Below are 19,277 nucleotides of genomic sequence, written 5' to 3' on the forward strand. Positions count from 1 at the left end.
AACCATGACCAACGAGATCCGGCTCGCCGGTGACGACGACTTCTTCGGCTGGTTGCCGCTGTTCGAGTCGTACTGCACGTTCTACGAGACCGAGCTCGATGACGCCAAGGCGCTCATCGTCTGGAACTGGCTCCGCGACGAGCAGAACCCGCTGCAGGCGGCACTCGCCGTCGACGAGGAGGGCACGCCCGTGGGGCTCGCCCACTTCCGACAGGTGCCCGAGACGCTGAGCGCCACCTTCGGCATGTACCTCGACGACCTCTACGTCGCCGAGTCGCAGCGGGGTACGGGCACGGGCAAGGCCCTCATCGAGTTCGTGCACGCCCGCGCGGCCGAGGTCGGACACGGCGGCGTCGCCTGGATCACCGCCGACGACAACGCGACCGCGCAGCAGCTCTACGACCGGATCGCCAAGCGCACCAGCTGGGTCACCTACGAGATGGACGCCTGATGCGGCTCGGCACCCGTTGGGCGTTCGGCACCGAGCCGCCCGTGTCGGTGCCGATCGAGTTGCGCCCGCGCATCGCGGAGGCGGAATCGTCGTTCGAGGGCGACGGCAGCGGCCGCCACTGGACCCTGACCTGGCTCGAGGGGCGCCCGATCGCCGAGCTCGACGACGGCACCGTGGTGAGCACGGTGATCGTCGACGTCCGGGACGACGACGAGGACTGGTGACGCCCGCGCCAGGTCGGCACCCGGCTGATTCGGGCGGTCGTCGCAACCGGTAGTTCGGCGACCGGCTCGATCCGTGACGCGAACGCTCGTCGTTCAGGGCTTCGGTCGTTGTGCTCTCGGGCCGACGGCCGCTGAAGGAGTCGACCTCCTTCTCGGCGGCACCCGTCGGAGACCACGACGAATCCGCTCCAACGGGAACCGTTCGCCCTACAATCGGCCTCATCCAGAGAACGGGGAATCGCATGTCCTCTACTGCGCCCGATGGCGTCGCCTCGACGACACGGACCACGTTCGGTCGCTCCACCCGTATCGCCCAGCACATCGATGCCGACGCCGCCACGGTGTGGCGACTGCTGACCACTGCAGCCGAGTACCCGAGGTGGAACTCGACGGTCGTCTCGCTGGATGGCCGGATCGCACTCGGCTCGAAGATCGATCTCGTCTCGACGCTCGACCCGAGCCGCACGTTCACGCTGAAGGTCAAGGAGTTCGAGCCGAACGCGCGCCTGACGTTCGGCGATGCGATGGCTACTCGTACCTACTCACTCAGCGGCGACGCCGGCGGCACGCGCGTGGAGATCGTCGAGCGCATCGCCAGTCCCTTCTTCCCGTTCTTCGCCCGGATGATCCCGCCGTTCGACGAGAGCTTCGAGCAGTTCACCGCCGACCTGAAGAAGGCGGCGGAAGCCTCGGCGTCGTAGGGAACGACCGCGGACCGCAACCGACCGGTCTCCGTGGCCTCACGCTCCATCCGGGAGGTCGCCGGGTTCACGCCCGGGCGATGATCTCGCCGTGCGGCATCAGCAACCACCCGTCGGCGTCGGCGGCCCAGTCGCGCCACGCCTGCGCGATCCCGCGCAGCTCATCGGGGTTCGAGTGACCCGATTCGATCGCGTGCGCCGCGAACTGCGACTCGGTCGCGCGCTCGGCCCATGATCCGCCCCACCACTCGCGCTCGAGCGCCGAGGCGAACACCCACGTCGTGCCGCTCGCGGTGATGTCGCCGAACCCGGCCTCGCGCACCCAGCGCTTCAGGTGACGTCCGGCGCGCGGGTCGCCGCCGTTCCACTCGTGCACGTCATGGTAGAGCTCGAGCCACCGGGTGAGCCCGGCGGAGTCGGGGCTCCAGATCACGCCGCCGTAGTCGACGTCGCGCACGGCGAGGAGGCCGCCGGGCTTCAGGACGCGCCGGAACTCGCGGAGCGCATCGACCGGCCGCGCCAGATGCTGCAGCACCTGGTGCGCGTGCACGACGTCGTAGCGGCCGTCGGGCTCGTCGAGCGCGTACGCGTCGCCCACCGTGAACTCGACGTTGCGCACGCCCTCGCTCTCGGCGAGGCCCGTCGCGTGGGCGACCACCTCGGCCGAGGCGTCGATGCCCCGCACGCGCCCGGGCCGCACCCGCCGGGCGAGGTCGAGCGTGATCGTGCCTGGGCCGCTGCCGACGTCGAGGACGTCGGCCCCGGCCTGGAGATGGGGTGCGAGGTACGCGGCGGAGTTCTCGACCGTTCGCCAGGCGTGGATGCGCAGAACGCTCGCATGGTGGCCGTGGGTGTACGCGTCGCGGGCGGAGGATTGGCTGGCCATGTCCTGAGCCTACGCGCGCAGCGCCTCGTGGCGCTCGCGGCTCGTCATAGGGTGATCGCATGAGCGCCTCGACGCACAATCCACTGCTCGAACCGAGCCCGCTGCCCTACCGACTCCCCCTGTTCGAGCTCATCGCCGCCGAGCACTTCCGCGAAGCGCTCTCGCTCGGCATCGCGGAGCAGGAGGCGGAGCTCGCCGTGATCGCCGCGGATCCCGAGCCGCCGAGCTTCGCGAACACGGTCATCGCGCTCGAACGCTCGGGCGCGCTCCTGCGCCGCGTGCTCCCCGTGTTCGAGAACCGCAGCGCAGCCGACGCGGACGCGGCGATCGACGCGCTCGAGGCCGAGTTCGCGCCCAAGCTCGCGGCGCTCCGCGATGCGGTGCTCCTCGAACAACGCCTCTTCGCGCGCCTCGAGACGCTCGTCGCCGCGCTCGACGCCGGCGACCTCGACCTCGGCGCCGGCACCGATGCCGGGCCCGCCGGCACCGACGCCGATCCCCACGCCGACCCCGACCGCATCGCCGCCCGCGCGTACCTCCTGCGGCGACGCCACCGCATCGCGGTGCTCGCCGGTGCGCGCCTCTCGGCCGACGGCCGCGCGCGGCTCTCGCAGCTGAACGAGCGGATCGCCCGCCTCACGACCGAGTTCCAGCGGCACCTGCTCGCCGACGGCAACTCCCGTGCGCTGCACCTCGCGCACGAGGGCGACCTCGCGGGGCTCGACGATGCGCGCCGCGCCACGGCCCGCACCGCGGCCGCGGCCCGCGACGTCGACGGGTGGGTGATCCCCCTCGTGCTGCCGACGCAGCAGCCCGCGCTGGCCGAGCTCGACACCCCCGAGGTGCGCGACCGCCTGCTCGCCGCTTCTCGAGGACGCGGCACCTCGGGCGGCCCGCACGACACCCGCGAGACCCTGCTCGAGCTCGTGCGGGTGCGTGCCGCGCGCGCCGCGCTCCTCGGCTTCGCCGACCACGCCAGTGCGGTCACCGCCGACGAGACCGCCGGCTCCCCCGATGCCGTCGCCGAACTCATCGCCGAGCTCGCGCCGCGCGCGATGGCGAACGCGCACCGCGAAGCGGCGGATCTCGCCGCGCTCGCTGCGCGCGACGGACGACGCCCGCTCGAGGCATCCGATTGGCTGCACCTCGCCGAACGCGAGCGCGCCGAGCGCCACGCGGTCGACCTCGGCGCGATGCGTCCCTACCTCGAGGCCGGCCGGGTGCTGCGCGACGGCGTCTTCCACGCCGCGACGCTGCTCTTCGGCCTGCGCTTCGACGAACGACCCGACCTCGTCGCGCACCACCCCGACGCCCGCGTCTTCGAGGTCTTCGAGACCGACGGCGCGCCGGTCGGGCTCTACCTGCTCGACCTCTACGCGCGCGACTCGAAACGCGGCGGGGCCTGGATGAGCTCGCTCGTCGAGCAGTCGGGGCTCACCGGTGCGCTCCCAGTCGTCGTGAACCACCTCAACGTGCAGAAGCCGCCGCCCGGTGAGCCGACGCTGCTCAGCTTCGACGAGACCGAGACCCTGTTCCACGAGTTCGGGCACGCGCTCCATGGGCTGCTCGCCCGCGTCGAGTTCCCGAGCTTCGCCGGCACGAACGTCTTCCGCGACTTCGTCGAGCTGCCGAGCCAGGTGAACGAGCTGTGGGCGCTCCGTCCCGAGATCCTCGGCCGGTACGCCGTGCACCACGAGAGCGGCGAGCCCATCCCCGACGAGCTCGTCGAGCGGCTGATCGCCTCCCGCACCTTCGGCGAGGGCTTCGCGACGACCGAGTACCTCGCCGCGGCGGCGCTCGACCAGGCCTGGCACCGGCTCGACGTCGACGCGACAGCCGCGCTCGACGGGGTCGACGCAGTGGCCGGATTCGAACGTCGCGCGCTCGAGGCGGCCGGACTCGCCGACCCGCGGATCCCGCCGCGCTACTCGAGCGGCTACTTCGCACACGTCTTCGCGGGCGGGTACGACGCCGGCTACTACTCGTACGTCTGGAGCGAGGTGCCCGGGGCGGACATCATGGCCTGGTTCGAGCAGCACGGCGGCGCGCGCCGCGAGCTCGGCGAGCGGTTCCGCGCCGAGATCCTCGCGCCGGGCGGCTCACGCGACCCCCGGGAGTCGATCCGCCGCCTGCTCGGACGAGAGCCCGGGATCGACGCGCTCCTCGCGCGTCGCGGGCTCTCCTGAGCAAAGCGCTCGGCTCAGACGGCGGATGCCCCGTGCAGACGTGCTGCACGGGGCATCCGTTCGTCGTGGTTCGACGCGCGATCAGATCGCGAAGCCGAGCGCTCGCATCATGTCGCGGCCGTCGTCGGTGATGCGCTCGGGGCCCCACGGCGGCATCCACACCCAGTTGATGCGGAACGCATCGACGGTGCCGTCGAGCGCCTCGGCCGTCTGCTCCTCGATGACGTCGGTCAGCGGGCAGCCGGCGCTCGTGAGCGTCATGTGGATGACGAGCGCGTCATTCTCGTCGTCCCAGCCGAGGTCGTAGATGAGGCCGAGGTCGACGATGTTGACCCCGAGCTCGGGGTCCATCACGTCTTTCAGCGCTTCTTCGACCTGCTCGTAGCGCTCGGGTGCGAGGGAGGAGACCATGGTGGGAGTCTACCCGCGCCCTACTCGGCCGGGACCGATTCGACCACGGCGGGCTCGGCGACCTGGTAGCGGTCGTAGCCCTCCTCCTCGAGACGGTCGGCCAGCTCGGGGCCGCCCTGCTCGGCGATCCGGCCCGCGACGAACACGTGCACGAAGTCGGGCTTGATGTAGCGGAGGATGCGCGTGTAGTGCGTGATCAGCAGCACACCGAGGCCGGTGTTCGCCTTGGCGCGGTTGACGCCCTCGGAGACGATCTTCAGCGCGTCGACGTCGAGGCCCGAGTCGGTCTCGTCGAGCACGGCGAACTTCGGCTTCAGCAGCTCGAGCTGGAGGATCTCGTTGCGCTTCTTCTCGCCGCCCGAGAAGCCCTCGTTGACGTTGCGCTCGGCGAACGCCTTGTCCATCTTGAGGTTCGCCATCGACTCGCGGACGTCCTTCACCCACGTGCGCACCGACGGCGCCTCGCCGTCGATCGCGGTCTTCGCGGTGCGGAGGAAGTTGGTGACGGTGACGCCGGGGATCTCGACCGGGTACTGCATCGCGAGGAAGAGGCCGGCGCGTGCGCGCTCGTCGACCGACATCTCCAGCACGTCCTCGCCGTCGAGCAGGATCTCGCCCTCGACGACGGTGTACTTCGGGTGGCCGGCGATCGTGTACGCGAGGGTCGACTTGCCCGAGCCGTTCGGGCCCATGATCGCGTGGATCTCGCCCTCGTTGATCGTGAGGTCGACGCCGCGGAGGATCTCGCGGGTGCCCTGTTCGGTCTCGACGTTGACGTGCAGGTTCTTGATCTCGAGCACTGACATGTTCTGGGGTATCTCTTTCGGTTGCCGGCCGCTCGCGGCCGGAGAAGTGTGGGTCAGACGGTCAGCGTGACCGCGGGGTCGATGTGGACGTCGCCGCCCTGGATGTCGACCCGGTAGACGGGGACCGGCTCGTAGGCCGGGAGGGTGAGGGGCTTGCCGGTCTTCAGCGAGAACTGCGAGCCGTGCGCCCAGCACTCGAGCGTGTCGTCCTCGACGAACCCCTCGGAGAGCGAGATGTCGCCGTGGGTGCACGTGTCGCCGATCGCGAAGACGTCGCCCGCCGAGTCCTTCACGACGGCGATGGGCACGCCCTCGAGGACGAAGCGCGACGCCTGGTTCTCGACGAGGTCGTCGAGTGCGCAGACACGAACGGATGCCACGTCAGCTCCCCTGCAGTTCGGCTTCGAGTGCCGCGGTGAGACGCGCCTCGAGCTCGGGCGAGCCGATCTTCTGCACGATCTCGGTGAGGAAGCCGCGCACGACGAGGCGGCGCGCCTCGTCTTCGCGGATGCCGCGGGCCATCAGGTAGAAGAGCTGCTCGTCGTCGAAGCGACCGGTCGCACTCGCGTGCCCGGCGCCTTCGATGTCGCCCGTCTCGATCTCGAGGTTCGGCACCGAGTCAGCACGGGTGCCGTCGGTGAGCACGAGGTTGCGGTTCTGCTCGTAGCTGTCGGTGCCCGTGGCCTTCTGGCCGATGAGCACGTCGCCCACCCAGACCGTGCGCGCACCGGCGCCCTGCAGCGCGCCCTTGTAGGTCACGCGGCTCTTGGTGTGCGGCGCGTCGTGGTGCACGTAGACCTGCTGCTCGAGGTGCTGGCCGGCGTCGGCGAAGTAGAGGCCGAGGGCCTCGATGTCGGCGCCCTGCTCGGCGAGGTGCGTCGAGGGGTTCACCCGCACGACCTGGCCGCCGAGCGAGACGACGATGTGCTTCAGGTAGGAGTCGCGGCCGAGGCGCGCGAACTGGCTCGAGAGGTGCACCGCCTCGTCGTCCCACTCCTGCAGCGAGACGACGGTGAGGGATGCCCCGTCGCCGACGATGATCTCGACGTTCTCGCTGAGCCGGGCCGAGCCCGTGCCCTCGAGCACGACCATCGCGCGGCTGTTCGGCGCCGCCTCGATCACGGTGTGCGCGGCGCGCGGTGCGGTGCCGAGGCCCGAGCGGGTCACGACGGCGGTCTTCTCGTCTTCGCCGGTGACGGAGACGAGGAGCGCCTCGCCGAAGCTCGACCACGCGTTGGCGCTCGCGCGCTCCTCGGGGATCCCGGCCGAGCCGATGCGGGCGTCGTCGCGGGCGAGGTACGAGTAGGTGACGCCCGGGGCATCCGTCGTCTCGATCGAGAGGCGCGACCCGTCGAGCTCGCCGCTCGTGAGGTCGGCGAAGGCGGCGACGGGCGAGAGCTTCCACTCGTGCTCGCGCCCGTTGACGGGCTCGAAGTCGTCGACGTTCGTCGAACGGAACCGCTCGGAGCGCGTCTGGACGGGCACGAAGGCGCCGTCGGAGTGCGCGACGAGGCCGTGCTGCGCGGCCGTGGGCATGGCTGTGCTGGTCATCTGGGCGGTCACTACTAGCCCACCGATCCTTCCATGCCCATTTCGATGAGCTTGTTGAGTTCCATCGCGTATTCCATCGGGAGTTCGCGCGCGATCGGCTCGATGAAGCCGCGCACGATCATCGACATGGCCTCGGTCTCGTCGATGCCGCGACTCATCAGGTAGAAGAGCTGCTCCTCGCTGACCTTCGAGACCGTGGCCTCGTGCCCGAGCTTGACGTCGTCGACCCGGATGTCGATCGCGGGGTACGTGTCGGAGCGGGAGATCGTGTCGACCAGCAGTGCGTCGCAGACGACGCTGTTCGCCGAGTGGTGGGCGTTCGCGTCGATGCGGACCTCGCCGCGGTAGCCGGCTCGACCGCCACCGCGGGCGATCGACTTCGAGACGATCGACGACTGCGTGTACGGCGCCATGTGGATCATCTTGGCGCCCGCGTCCTGGTGCTGGCCGGGGCCGGCGAAGGCGACCGAGAGGGTCTCGCCCTTCGCGTGCTCGCCCATGAGGAAGATCGACGGGTACTTCATCGTGACCTTCGAGCCGATGTTTCCGTCGACCCATTCCATGGTGGCGCCCTCAGCGGCCGTGGCGCGCTTCGTGACGAGGTTGTAGACGTTGTTCGACCAGTTCTGGATCGTCGTGTACCGAACGCGGGCGTTCTTCTTCACGATGATCTCGACGACGGCCGAGTGCAGCGAGTCGCTCTTGTAGATCGGCGCCGTGCAGCCCTCGATGTAGTGCACGTACGAGCCCTCGTCGGCGATGATGAGCGTGCGCTCGAACTGGCCCATGTTCTCGGTGTTGATGCGGAAGTAGGCCTGCAGCGGGATCTCGACGTGCACGCCCTTCGGGACGTAGACGAACGAGCCGCCCGACCAGACCGCCGTGTTCAGCGCGGCGAACTTGTTGTCGCCGGCGGGGATCACGGTGCCGAAGTACTCCTCGAAGAACTCGGGGTGCTCCTTCAGCGCGGTGTCGGTGTCCATGAAGATGACGCCCTGGCGCTCGAGCTCTTCGTTGATCTGGTGGTAGACCACCTCGGACTCGTACTGGGCCGCGACGCCGGCGACGAGGCGCTGACGCTCGGCCTCGGGGATGCCGAGTCGCTCGTAGGTGTTCTTGATGTCGTCGGGCAGGTCCTCCCAGGTCTGGGCCTGCTTCTCGGTCGAGCGGACGAAGTACTTGATGTTGTCGAAGTCGATCTCCGACAGATCGGCGCCCCAGGTCGGCATGGGCTTGCGCTCGAAGAGCTGCAGGCCGCGCTGGCGGCGCTGGAGCATCCATTCGGGCTCGTCCTTCAGCCCCGAGATGTCGGCGACGACCTCGGCGGACAGGCCGCGGCGAGCCGAGGCTCCCGCAGCATCGGAGTCGGCCCAACCGAACTCGTAGTTTCCGAGCCCTTCGAGCTCTGGGCGGTCGATCAGTACGTCCGTCATACTCTTCCTCTTCTCCTCCCGTGCAACCGGCTATCAGTCCGGCTCATTCCCCGCGCCTGTCGAGGATCTCGGTGAGGGGGTGTGATGTGCGGGTGGCTCCAGTGCGAACCTAAGATGGCTGGTGCCCGCTTGCCGCGCGAACGCGCGTCGCAGCAGGTGCGCCAACCACTCAAGTCTATAGGGTCGCAGTGGCATCGGGCCGGACTCCCAGCCCTGTCTCAGAGCGACCCGGATCAGGAACGACCCGCGTGCCCCGCTCTCTCCGCTTCTTCGCCTGGGCCTCCTTCGTCGCGCAGGTGACGATCATCGCGACCGGCGGCGCGGTGCGCCTCACCGGTTCGGGCCTCGGATGCCCCACCTGGCCCACCTGCACGCCCGAGTCGCTCATCCCGACCGAAGAGCTCACGTACCACTCGCTCATCGAGTTCGGCAACCGCCTCATGACCGGCGTCGTGGGCATCATCGCGCTCATCGTCTTCCTGCTCGTCTGGCGCATCCGCCGCGAGCGGCGCGACCTGTTCGCGCTCTCGTTCATCGTCGGCCTCGGCATCGTCGCCCAGGCGATCGTCGGCGGCATCACCGTCTGGACAGGGCTCAACCCGTTCATCGTCGGATTCCACTACATCTCCTCGCTCGTGCTCGTCTGCGTGACCGCGGCGTTCCTCGCGCGCATGGACGAACCGGCGGGTGCGCGCGAGCGCGCGGTGCCCGGCTGGTACGCGGGGCTCGCGCACGCGACGAGCGCGGTGCTCGCGCTCTCGATCGTCTTCGGCGTGCTCACCACGGGGTCGGGGCCGCACTCGGGCGATGTCGAGTCCGGACGGACCGGGTTCGACGCCGAGATCCTCGAGCACGTACACGCCTGGCCCGGCTACCTCCTCCTCGTGCTCACGCTCGTCCTCGTGATCGCCGCCTGGCGCGAGTCGCTGCCGACCCGCGGCTGGGCGATCGCGCTCCTCGGCATCGAGCTCGTGCAGGTCGCGGTCGGCCTCTACCAGGCGCGCAACGGCCTGCCGGTGCTCGCGGTCGGCGTGCACATGGTGCTTGCCGCCCTCACTGCGGCGGCGATGACCCTCGTCATCCTGCGCCTGAAGCGACCGGTGGACGCCGGCGTCGCGGCCGCGGAGTCGAGCGCCGCGGCGACCTCCGCGCGCTGACCACGTGCGCCGCGCACTTCGGCATCTCAGGGGTTCGTCCGCGAACCTCAGGGGGTCCGCCCGATGTCGCGGCGACCGCCGCAGCGGATCGTGGCTTCCGTCCGATGGACAGGAAGGAGCACGATCATGAAGGTCCGAATTCTCGTCATCATCCCGGCCGCCGTCGCCGTGGCGATGCTGACCGGGTGCGGCGGGGGGCAGTCCGACTCCGCTGACGACTCCGCTCCCATCCGCCTCGACCTGCCGGCCGAGGTGTGCGGCATGCCCGACTACATCAGCGAGCAGGCGCCCGAGGGTCTCTGCGAGACCCCGGCCGGAGCGACGGTCCACGACGACCTCTCGCCCCTCGGCGGCATCCGGGCGCACCTCCGAACCCAGTGATGCTGTGATGCCCGAGGCCCGGACACGGTCGCGCGCAGCGCGTCAGCGATCGTCCGGGCGCTCGCGCGCCACCCGGTGCGCGAGCCCCGCGAGTTCGACGCGATTCGCCGTGCCGGTCTTCGCGAGCAGGTGCGAGACGTGCGTGCTCACGGTCTTCTCGCTGATCATCAGGGTGCGGGCGATCTCCCCGTACGTCCGGCCGACGGCGATCAGCTCGAGCACCTCGCGCTCGCGGTCGGTCAGTCCGGGCAGCGCGGCCGGCGCATCGGATGCCACGTCCGCAGGCTCGCCGACGGGGATGCGGGCCCGTTCGGCGAGGCCGAGCAGCTCGTCCTCCACAGGTCTCGCGCCCAGCCTGCGGGCGAGCCCGAGCCCATCGCGCAGCATCTCGGAACCCCGGAGCCGGTCCCGGCCACGGCCGAGCAGCGCGTCCGCGGCGCGCCATCGCGCGTAGGCCTCCTCCCAGGGCAGGCCCGCGGCTGCGCAGGCATCCACAGCCGCGGTCCAGGCGGCCGGCTCGTCCTCGGTGATGCGCGCCCGCGCCTGCTCGGCCGCGTAGAGCGCGTCGAAGGCGGTCATCTGCCGCGCCACGAGCGGCGTGACCATGCCGATGTCCCGCAGGGCGCCCGGGAATCGCTCCGCGAGCGCGTCGAGTTCCGCGAGGACCTCGCCCGCATCGCCGCCGTCGTCCCGAGCGGCGCGGGCGAGGTCGGCGAGCGCGCGGGCCGCGAGCGGGATCAGCCATTCGCACATGGTCGGTCGAGTTCCCTCCCCCGTCGCCCCCGCCATCGCCGCTTCGAAGGCACCACGCTGATCGCCTCCGCCGAGGCGCACCTCGGCCCGGACGGCGTCGAACTCGAACGCGAGGAACGCCGATCCGTCGGCGAACAGCTCGTCCGCTCGCAACAGGTGGCCCTGCGCCTCGGCCCGGCGACCCTGCAGCGATGCGAATCGCGCCGCCGTCAGGCGCGCTGCGACATCGCCCAGCGGACCGGCGTTCGATCCGAGCGCGACGCGAAGGCGCTCCTCGCATTCGGCTCCGCGCCCGATGACGAGCAGGGAGCTCGCTTCGCTCGCGGAGAGCCAGGCGACGTACGCCTGGGGGCCGCCGCGGGCGACGAGCTCGAGCCGACGCTCGGCCATCCGCTCCGCGAACCACTCCGACGCCCAGGTCTCGACGGCGTTGGCCTCCCACAGCAGGGCATGGACGAACGCCATCCAGTCGTGCGCCGCGAGCGCGGCCGCGACCGCCTCACGTCCATACGAGCTCGCGAGCGGCAGGTCCTCGGCGAACGTCGCCGCCATGGAGGCCGCGGCGAGTGCGTGCGACAGCGCACGCGGATCGTTCGCACCGCGCGCCACGACGATCGCCGCGCGAGCATGCGCCGCGGCGTCCGGGAGTTCAGCCCAGAGTTCGGCGTGGGCGAGCTCGGCAAGCGCCAGCGCGTACTCGGCGCTCGACCGATCGGCGAACGCGCGCCGCACGGCCTCGCGCATCGCCCCGACCTCGATGAAACCCCGCCCGGCCATGAAGCGGAGGTGCATCCTTCGCACCATCAGCTCCGCCGCGACGAGCGGCTCCCCGTCGGAATCGGCCCGGGCGAGCAGGGCCTCCACGGCCTCGAGCTCATCGAGCGTGGCGCCCGCGGCCGCCGCGATGGAGCGCTGCCGTCGCAGGAGCGCTCCACGCCGCGCCTCCGCGCCGGGGCCGTCGGGGAGCAGGGCTCGGGCGCGCCGCACGAGCCGCAGCTGCTCGGCCCACCCGTCGGTGGCCTCGAGCGCGTCGGCGGCCCGCATCGCCCAGTCGAGCGCGGACGACGCGTCGCCCGACTCCGCCCGATGGTCGGCGACCGCCACGATCGTCGCAGCGGGCGCCCCGTCGTTCATTCGCGCTTCGATGACGTCCGCGAAGCGCCGGTGCAGCTCGCGACGCTCGTCCTCCGGAAGCTGCGCCTCCAGCACCTCGGCATTCAGCGGGTGGTGGAACCAGTAGGCCCCGCCCTCGACGACTTCGATCGCCCCGCCCGCCACGGCCTCGTCGAGTCGTCCGTGAACCGGGGCGAGCGCTTCGTCGCCCATCACCTCGGCGAGTTCGTCGGCGCGCATCGGGCGACCGCCGACAGCGAGGATCGTCGCGAGCCGACGGGTCGGCGCGGACAGGAGGGACCACGACTGCAGCACGGCCGAGCTCAGGGTCGCCGGGAACTCGGTCGGCGCGTTCCGGGCGTCCGGCGGCAGGCCGCTGACCAGCAGCCGGGTGAAGTAGGGATTGCCGCGGCCGTGCCGATGGACGTCGTCGATGAGCGTCTGATGCGGCGGCACGCCCATCAGGCCTTCGATCTGCGCCGCGGTCCCGGCCCGGTCGAGCGGTTCGAGCCCGAGTTCCGAAGTGCGCGGCAGCCGTCGGATGTCGGCGAGCCAGCGATGCAGCGGATGTCCGAGCCCGACCTCGCCCGATCTCAGCGTGACGATCACGCTCAGCCTCCGCCGCGCGGGTCCAGCGACGAGGTACATCAGCGCGTCGAGCGTGCTCCGGTCGGCCCACTGCACGTCGTCGACCACGAGCACGACGGGCTGCGCCGCGCAGCGACGGTCGAGCCATCCGTCGAATCGAATGGTCGCGTCGCGCCCGTCGACGTCGGGGTGCCCGTCGGCGGCGGAGTCGATCGGCTCGCCGATATCGCGCAGGGCCGAGCGGATCGGCAGGAGGGGGATCGACATCGAGGCGAGCGGCAGGCATGCGCCGATCAGGGTCGTGGTCGGCCGCGCGTCGAGCCCGCAGGCCCGCGCGATCAGCGCAGTCTTGCCGACGCCTGCGTCGCCGGAGACGATGAGCGTCTGCGCCTCCTCGGCGGCGGAGCGATCGAGGAGGTCCCTGATGAGTTCGAGTTCACGCGCTCGCCCGACGAAGACCGGCGATGGCGGCTCGAATGGCCTGGCCACCGTCCCAGTCTGGCACCGAGGGCCGCCCTGATGTCAGGGCGAGTGAGGGCGGACCGCCGATGAAGCTAGAACGGCAGCAGCGGGTCGACGCCGACGGCGAGGAACAGCAGCGACAGGTACGCGATCGAGCCGTGGAAGACTCGCATCGGCGAGACCTGCTCGTGCCGGATCGCGAGGTTGTAGAGGCGGTGCGTCTCGTAGATGAACCACACGCCCGTGACGACCGCGACCGTCGAGTACACGAGGCCCATGTCGGCGATCGGGATGAGCAGCAGGGAGCATGCGACGGTCGCCCACGCGTAGAGGATGACTTGCAGCCCGACCTGCGCGCGGCCGCGAACGACGGCGAGCATCGGCACGCCGGCGGCCGCATAGTCGGCCTTGTACTTCATCGAGAGCGGCCAGTAGTGCGGCGGCGTCCAGAGGAAGATGATCAGGAACAGGATGAACGGCGGCCAGCTGAGGTCGCCGGTGACCGCGGCCCAGCCGATGAGCACGGGCATGCAGCCGGCGACGCCGCCCCACACGATGTTCTGCGCAGTGCGGCGCTTGAGGATCAGGCTGTAGAAGACGACGTAGAGCAGGATCGCGCCGAGCGAGAGCGCGGCGGCGAGCCAGTTGGTGAACACCGCGAGCCAGACGATGGATGCCACGCCGAGCCCGTAGGCGAAGACGAGCGCCTCGTGGTCGGTGAGCTCGCCGGTCACCAGCGGGCGCCCCTGCGTGCGCTTCATGACCCGGTCGATGTCGCGGTCGATGTAGCAGTTGAACGCCCCGGCCGAGCCGGCGCTCATGGCGCCGCCGATGAGGGTCGCGATGAGCAGCCACAGGTCGGGCAGGCCCTGCTGGGCGAGGATCATCGTGGGGGCGGTGACGACCAGCAGGAGCTCGATGACCCGCGGCTTGGTGAGCGCGAGGTAGGCGGCGAGCTTGCGCCGAACGGTCATCGCCGGTCGGGCGTCACGGGTGTCTACGGCTGCCTGCTGCATCGTTCCTCTTCCGAAGCGCGCGCGCGAACCATCGCCGGGCCCCGCGCCGCCTCTCGTCGATTCTAGGCCATCCGGCGCGGTACGCCGACGTGGGCATACCAGGCCTCACAACGGGCATGCGCAAGTGTGAGTCATACCCCGTCATCGCGGGTCACGAACTCCATATACTGAGGAAAGCGCGCTTGGCTGCGCGATCCACGATTCCCCCACACGGCAATCCTCAAGGTCGCACGCCCGGCGGTACCGCGCCGCAACGTCCTCGGCGGGTCGGGGGCCGATCGGTTCCCGTCGCCGTCACGAACGGAAGGAACTGCACCTCGTGGCAACTCTGCACTGGGATCCCATCGACGATCGAGCGGTGGACACCGCACGGGTGCTCGCGGCTGACGCCGTCGAGAAGGTCGGCAACGGCCACCCCGGAACGGCGATGAGCCTCGCCCCGGCCGCCTATCTCCTCTTCCAGAAGGTGATGCGCCGCGACCCCGCCGACCATGCGTGGCTCGGGCGCGACCGCTTCATCCTCTCGGCCGGCCACTCGTCGCTCACCCAGTACGTGCAGCTCTATCTGGCCGGCGACGGCCTCGAGCTGGCCGACCTCGAGGCGCTGCGCACCTGGGGCTCCAAGACCCCGGGCCACCCCGAGTACGGCCACACCGACGGCGTCGAGATCACGACGGGCCCGCTCGGCCAGGGGCTCGCCTCCGCCGTCGGCTTCGCCTACGCCGCCCGCTACGAGCGCGGGCTCTTCGACCCCGAGACCCCGGCCGGCGAGAGCCCCTTCGACCACTTCGTGTACGTCATCGCGGGCGACGGCGACCTCCAGGAGGGCATCACCAGCGAGGCGTCCTCGCTCGCCGGGCACCAGCAGCTCGGCAATCTCGTCGTGATCTACGACTCGAACCAGATCTCCATCGAGGACGACACGAACATCGCCTTCACCGAGGACGTGGCGAAGCGCTACGAATCGTACGGCTGGCACGTGCAGACCGTCGACTGGAAGAAGACGGGCGAGTACGTCGAGGACGTCGCCGAGCTCCACCGCGCCGTCGAGGCGGCGAAGGGCGAGCAGTCCAAGCCGTCGATCATCATCCTGAAGACGATCATCGGCTGGCCGAGCCCCGGCAAGCAGAACACCGGCAAGATCCACGGCTCCGCCCTCGGCGCGGCCGAGCTCGCCGCAACGAAGGAGGTGCTCGGCTTCGACCCCGAGCAGAACTTCGTCGTGGCCGAAGACGTCATCGCGCACACCCGCGCCGCCGGTGAGCGCGGCGCGGCGGCGCACGCCGAGTGGCAGCTCGCCTTCGACGCCTGGGCCGCGGCGAACCCCGAGCGCAAGGCGCTCCTCGACCGCCTCGAGGCCGGCGAGCTGCCGGCCGACGTCGAGCAGGCGCTGCCGGTCTTCGAGGGCGGCACCGAGCTGTCGACCCGCGCGGCGTCCGGCAAGGTCATCAACGCCCTCGCCGGCGTCCTCCCCGAGCTGTGGGGCGGCTCGGCCGACCTCGCCGAGTCGAACCTCACGACGATCAACGGCGCGCCGTCGTTCATCCCCGCCGAGTGGTCGACGCACGAGTTCTCGGGCGACCCCTACGGGCGGGTGCTCCACTTCGGCATCCGCGAGCACGCGATGGGCGCGATCGTCAACGGCATCGTGCTGCACGGACCGACGCGCGCGTTCGGCGGCACCTTCCTCATCTTCAGCGACTACATGCGCCCCGCGGTGCGCCTCGCGGCGCTCATGAAGGTGCCTTCGATCTTCGTCTGGACGCACGACTCCGTCGCGCTCGGCGAGGACGGCCCGACGCACCAGCCGATCGAGCAGCTCGCGACCCTTCGCGCGATCCCGGGCCTCACGGTCGTGCGCCCAGCCGACGCCAACGAGGTCGCCTACGCCTGGCTCGAGGTGCTGAAGCAGCAGGATGCCCCCGCGGGCATCGCGCTCACCCGCCAGAACATCCCGGTGTTCGAGCGCGGCGACGGCGAGGCATCCGGCGACACGCTCGCGAGCGCGTCGCACGTTTCGAAGGGCGCCTACGTGCTCGCCGAGGCCGCCTCGGGCACGCCCGACGTGATCCTCATCGCAACCGGCTCCGAGGTGCAGCTCGCCCTCTCCGCCCGCGAGACGCTCGCCGCCGAGGGCATCGGCGCGCGCGTCGTGTCGGCGCCGAGCCTCGAGTGGTTCGAGGCGCAGCCGGCCGAGTACCGCGAGCAGGTGCTGCCCGCGGGCGTCACCGCGCGCGTCTCGGTCGAGGCCGGCCTCGCGCTGTCGTGGCAGCGCTACCTCGGCACCCGCGGTCGCGCGGTCTCGATCGAGCACTTCGGCGCCTCCGCCGACTACAAGACCCTGTTCCGCGAGTTCGGGATCACGGCCGAGGCCGTCGTCGCCGCCGCGAAGGAATCGCTCGCGTCGGCCTGACGCGAGCACGAAGGAGACATCCCCATGACCACCTCCCCCACCGCCGCCCTCTCCGAGGCCGGCGTCAGCATCTGGCTCGACGACCTCTCGCGCGAGCGCATCGCCTCGGGCGACCTCGCCCGCCTCATCGCCGAACGCGATGTCGTCGGCGTCACCACGAACCCGACGATCTTCGCCGGCGCGCTCGCCAAGGGCGACGGCTACGCCGAGCAGCTGCACGCACTCGCCGCAGCCGGCGCCGACGTCGACACCGCGGTCTTCGAGATCACGACCGACGACGTGCGCGCCGCCGCCGACGTGTTCCGCCCCGTCTACGACCGCTCGAGCGGCTTCGACGGACGCGTCTCGATCGAGGTCGCACCCGGCCTCGCCCGCGACACCGCAGGCACCGTCGCCGAGGCGAAGGCGCTCTGGGCCAAGGTCGACCGCCCGAACGCGATGATCAAGATCCCCGCCACCGTCGAGGGCCTCGAGGCGATCACCGCCGCGATCGGCGCCGGCATCAGCGTGAACGTCACCCTCATCTTCAGCCTCGACCGCTACCGCGAGGTCATCGACGCCTACCTCTCGGGTCTCGAGCAGGCGAAGACCGCCGGCCACGACCTCTCGACGATCCACTCGGTCGCCTCCTTCTTCGTGTCGCGCGTCGACACCGAGATCGACAAGCGCCTGACCGCGATCGGCACCGATGCGGCGCTCTCGCTGAAGAGCAAGGCCGGCGTCGCGAACGCCCGTCTGGCCTACGAGCTCTTCGAGCAGCAGTTCGCGGGCGAGCGCGCAGCCGCCCTCCTCGCCGCCGGCGCGAACAAGCAGCGCCCCCTGTGGGCCTCGACCGGCGTGAAGGACCCGGCCCTGCCCGACACGCTCTACGTGACCGAGCTCGTCGCACAGGGCGTCGTGAACACGATGCCCGAGAAGACGCTCGAGGCGACGTTCGACCACGGCGTCATCACCGGTGACACGGTGACCGGCGCCTACGCCGGGGCGGGCGAAGTGCTCGACGCGCTCGCCTCCGTCGGCGTCGACTACGACGACGTCACCCTCCTCCTCGAGAACGAGGGCGTCGACAAGTTCATCGTGTCGTGGGGCGAACTGCTCGACAGCGTCCGCACCGCGCTGGAGGCCGCACGATGAGCTTCCGCATCTCGGTCGGCGGCGCCGCCGCCGACGCCGTGCGCCGCACGGTGCCCGCGCTGGTCGCCGACCTCGTCGCGAGCGGCATCACCGCGCAGGACCCGGCGCTCTGGGGCGCCGCAGCCGAGGACGAGGCCTCGAAGCGTCTCGGGTGGACGGAGGCGGTCGCGATCTCGCGCCCCCTCGTCGCCGAGATCGAGGCCCTCCGCGTCGAGCTCGAGTCCGCCGGCGTCGACCACATCGTGCTCGGCGGCATGGGCGGCTCCTCGCTCGCCCCCGAGGTCATCACCCGGACCGCACGCGTCGAGCTCACCGTGCTCGACTCGACCGAGCCGGGCCAGGTGCTCGCCGCCCTCGCCGACCGCCTCGCGACGACGGCGCTCGTGATCTCGTCGAAGTCGGGCTCGACGGTCGAGACCGACAGCCAGCGCCGCGCCTACGAGCAGGCCTTCCGCGACGCGGGCATCGACCCCGTCGAGCGCATCGTCATCGTCACCGACCCCGGTTCACCGCTCGACGAGTCAGCCCGCGCCGCCGGCTACCGGGTGTTCAACGCCGACCCGAACGTCGGCGGACGCTACTCCGCGCTCACGGCGTTCGGTCTCGTGCCCTCGGGTCTCGCGGGCGTCGACATCTCCGAGATCCTCGACGAGGCCGAGACCATCGAGCTCTCGCTCGCCATCGACACCGAGGAGAACCCCGGTCTCGTGCTCGGCGCGGCGATCGCCGCCACGTCACCGCTCCGCGACAAGCTCGGCATCGTCGCGGACGGCACCCACATCGTCGGCCTCCCCGACTGGGCCGAACAGCTCATCGCCGAGTCCACGGGCAAGGAGGGCACCGGCATCCTGCCCGTCGTGCTCGAGACGACCGCCCCCGAGCTCGGCGCCGCCCTGCCCGACGTGCAGATCGTGCGCCTGGTCGACGACGCTGGCGAAGAGCTCTTCCGTCGCGACGACTCGAGCGACATCCTCGTCTCGGGCACCCTCGGCGCGCAGCTGCTCGTCTGGGAGTACGCGACCGCGGTCGCCGGCCGCCTGCTCGGCATCAACCCCTTCGACCAGCCCGACGTCGAGTCGGCGAAGATCGCCGCACGCGGCCTCCTCGATGCACGCCCCGCGCCCGAGCCCGCGGCCTTCGTCGCCGACGGCATCGAGGTGCGCGGCACGCCCGAGGTCATCGGCGCCTCGAGCGACCTGGCCTCGGCGATCGAGGTGCTCCTCGAGGAGCTGCCGGCGAACGGATACCTCTCGATCCAGGCGTACGTCGACCGGGTCGCGCACCCCGAGCTCGCGCAGCTGCGCGACCTCCTCGCGGCGCGCGCAGGGCGACCGGTCACCTTCGGCTGGGGCCCGCGGTTCCTCCACTCGACCGGCCAGTTCCACAAGGGCGGCCCCGCGGTCGGCGTGTTCCTCCAGATCACGCAGACGCCCGTCGCCGACCTCGCCATCCCCGAGCGGCCGTTCAGCTTCGGCGAGCTCATCGCCGCACAGGCATCCGGCGACGCGAGCGTCCTCGCCGAGCACGGCCGCCCCGTGCTCACGCTGACGCTCACCGACCCGGCCGCGAACATCCCGGCGCTCGTCGACGCCGTCGGCTGACCGACGAAAG

The 19,277-nt window shown here is 71.0% G+C and carries 17 protein-coding genes; 9 read left to right on the forward strand and 8 right to left on the reverse strand.

The genetic code is table 11. The features are described 5' to 3' along the window. Positions 1 to 4: 4 nt before the first annotated feature. The 3 genes from ACFVTR_RS11055 to ACFVTR_RS11065 all read left to right on the forward strand — a co-directional run bounded on the left by ACFVTR_RS11055 (position 5) and on the right by ACFVTR_RS11065 (position 1,376). Complete coding sequence (locus tag ACFVTR_RS11055; protein ID WP_387037268.1) at positions 5 to 451, forward strand: GNAT family N-acetyltransferase; 447 nt, start codon at positions 5 to 7, stop codon at positions 449 to 451. Continuing rightward, positions 451 to 675 carry a hypothetical protein gene (locus ACFVTR_RS11060; RefSeq protein WP_387037269.1) on the forward strand — a complete coding sequence of 75 codons (225 nt, stop codon included), beginning with the start codon at positions 451 to 453 and terminating at the stop codon, positions 673 to 675. Before ACFVTR_RS11055 ends, ACFVTR_RS11060 begins: the two co-directional genes overlap by 1 nt. Positions 676 to 917: 242 nt before the next feature. Next, a complete protein-coding gene (locus ACFVTR_RS11065; RefSeq protein ID WP_387037270.1) occupies positions 918 to 1,376 on the forward strand; it encodes an SRPBCC family protein in 459 nt (152 codons plus the stop codon). A gap of 67 nt (positions 1,377 to 1,443) precedes the next feature. On the opposite strand, the gene ACFVTR_RS11070 is transcribed toward ACFVTR_RS11065, so the two are convergent. After that, positions 1,444 to 2,262, reverse strand: a complete 819-nt coding sequence (locus ACFVTR_RS11070) for a methyltransferase domain-containing protein (RefSeq protein WP_387037272.1) — start codon at positions 2,260 to 2,262, stop codon at positions 1,444 to 1,446. Positions 2,263 to 2,321: 59 nt separating this feature from the next. On the opposite strand from ACFVTR_RS11070, the gene ACFVTR_RS11075 reads away from it, so the two are divergent. Continuing rightward, positions 2,322 to 4,448: a M3 family metallopeptidase gene (locus ACFVTR_RS11075; RefSeq protein ID WP_387037273.1), complete on the forward strand. Its 2,127-nt coding sequence runs from the start codon at positions 2,322 to 2,324 to the stop codon at positions 4,446 to 4,448. A gap of 81 nt (positions 4,449 to 4,529) precedes the next feature. Here ACFVTR_RS11075 and ACFVTR_RS11080 read toward each other — a convergent pair whose 3' ends face one another. From ACFVTR_RS11080 to sufB, 5 genes are read right to left on the reverse strand one after another with little or no spacing between them, the layout of a single operon-like run. Next, on the reverse strand, positions 4,530 to 4,859 hold the full coding sequence (locus ACFVTR_RS11080; protein WP_387037275.1) for a metal-sulfur cluster assembly factor: 330 nt from the start codon (positions 4,857 to 4,859) through the stop codon (positions 4,530 to 4,532). A 20-nt stretch (positions 4,860 to 4,879) separates the two neighbouring features. After that, the gene (gene sufC, locus ACFVTR_RS11085; RefSeq protein WP_376945346.1) at positions 4,880 to 5,665 is read right to left on the reverse strand and encodes a Fe-S cluster assembly ATPase SufC; all 786 of its coding nucleotides are present in this window, start codon (positions 5,663 to 5,665) and stop codon (positions 4,880 to 4,882) included. Positions 5,666 to 5,718: 53 nt separating this feature from the next. Continuing rightward, positions 5,719 to 6,045, reverse strand: coding sequence for a non-heme iron oxygenase ferredoxin subunit (locus ACFVTR_RS11090; RefSeq protein WP_387037277.1), 327 nt, complete (start codon positions 6,043 to 6,045; stop codon positions 5,719 to 5,721). A 1-nt stretch (position 6,046) separates the two neighbouring features. Continuing rightward, entirely contained in the window at positions 6,047 to 7,216 is a 1,170-nt protein-coding gene (sufD, locus tag ACFVTR_RS11095) for a Fe-S cluster assembly protein SufD (RefSeq protein ID WP_387037278.1), read from the reverse strand. A 14-nt stretch (positions 7,217 to 7,230) separates the two neighbouring features. Further along, positions 7,231 to 8,649, reverse strand: a complete 1,419-nt coding sequence (sufB, locus tag ACFVTR_RS11100; protein WP_157424197.1) for a Fe-S cluster assembly protein SufB — start codon at positions 8,647 to 8,649, stop codon at positions 7,231 to 7,233. A gap of 248 nt (positions 8,650 to 8,897) precedes the next feature. Here sufB and ACFVTR_RS11105 point away from each other — a divergent pair, with 248 nt between their 5' ends. Continuing rightward, positions 8,898 to 9,806 (forward strand): heme A synthase, encoded by a 909-nt coding sequence (locus ACFVTR_RS11105; protein ID WP_387037280.1) that lies wholly within the window; start codon positions 8,898 to 8,900, stop codon positions 9,804 to 9,806. Between the two features lie 126 nt (positions 9,807 to 9,932). Continuing rightward, positions 9,933 to 10,187 carry a hypothetical protein gene (locus ACFVTR_RS11110; RefSeq protein WP_387037282.1) on the forward strand — a complete coding sequence of 85 codons (255 nt, stop codon included), beginning with the start codon at positions 9,933 to 9,935 and terminating at the stop codon, positions 10,185 to 10,187. A gap of 42 nt (positions 10,188 to 10,229) precedes the next feature. On the opposite strand, the gene ACFVTR_RS11115 is transcribed toward ACFVTR_RS11110, so the two are convergent. Beyond that, entirely contained in the window at positions 10,230 to 13,130 is a 2,901-nt protein-coding gene (locus ACFVTR_RS11115; RefSeq protein ID WP_387037285.1) for an ATP-binding protein, read from the reverse strand. A gap of 65 nt (positions 13,131 to 13,195) precedes the next feature. Further along, a complete protein-coding gene (locus ACFVTR_RS11120; RefSeq protein ID WP_387037288.1) occupies positions 13,196 to 14,119 on the reverse strand; it encodes a heme o synthase in 924 nt (307 codons plus the stop codon). A gap of 319 nt (positions 14,120 to 14,438) precedes the next feature. Between ACFVTR_RS11120 and tkt the strand changes: the two genes are divergently transcribed. The 3 genes from tkt to ACFVTR_RS11135 are packed head-to-tail and all read left to right on the forward strand — an operon-like array spanning position 14,439 to position 19,267. Next, complete coding sequence (tkt, locus tag ACFVTR_RS11125) at positions 14,439 to 16,532, forward strand: transketolase (RefSeq protein ID WP_387037290.1); 2,094 nt, start codon at positions 14,439 to 14,441, stop codon at positions 16,530 to 16,532. A 24-nt stretch (positions 16,533 to 16,556) separates the two neighbouring features. Next, on the forward strand, positions 16,557 to 17,666 hold the full coding sequence (tal, locus tag ACFVTR_RS11130; RefSeq protein ID WP_387037292.1) for a transaldolase: 1,110 nt from the start codon (positions 16,557 to 16,559) through the stop codon (positions 17,664 to 17,666). Beyond that, positions 17,663 to 19,267, forward strand: a complete 1,605-nt coding sequence (locus ACFVTR_RS11135) for a glucose-6-phosphate isomerase (RefSeq protein WP_387037294.1) — start codon at positions 17,663 to 17,665, stop codon at positions 19,265 to 19,267. The genes tal and ACFVTR_RS11135 overlap by 4 nt, the downstream gene beginning before the upstream one ends. Positions 19,268 to 19,277 lie beyond the last annotated feature (10 nt).

The organism is Agromyces sp. NPDC058126 (assembly GCF_042884595.1).
Lineage (GTDB): Bacteria > Actinomycetota > Actinomycetes > Actinomycetales > Microbacteriaceae > Agromyces.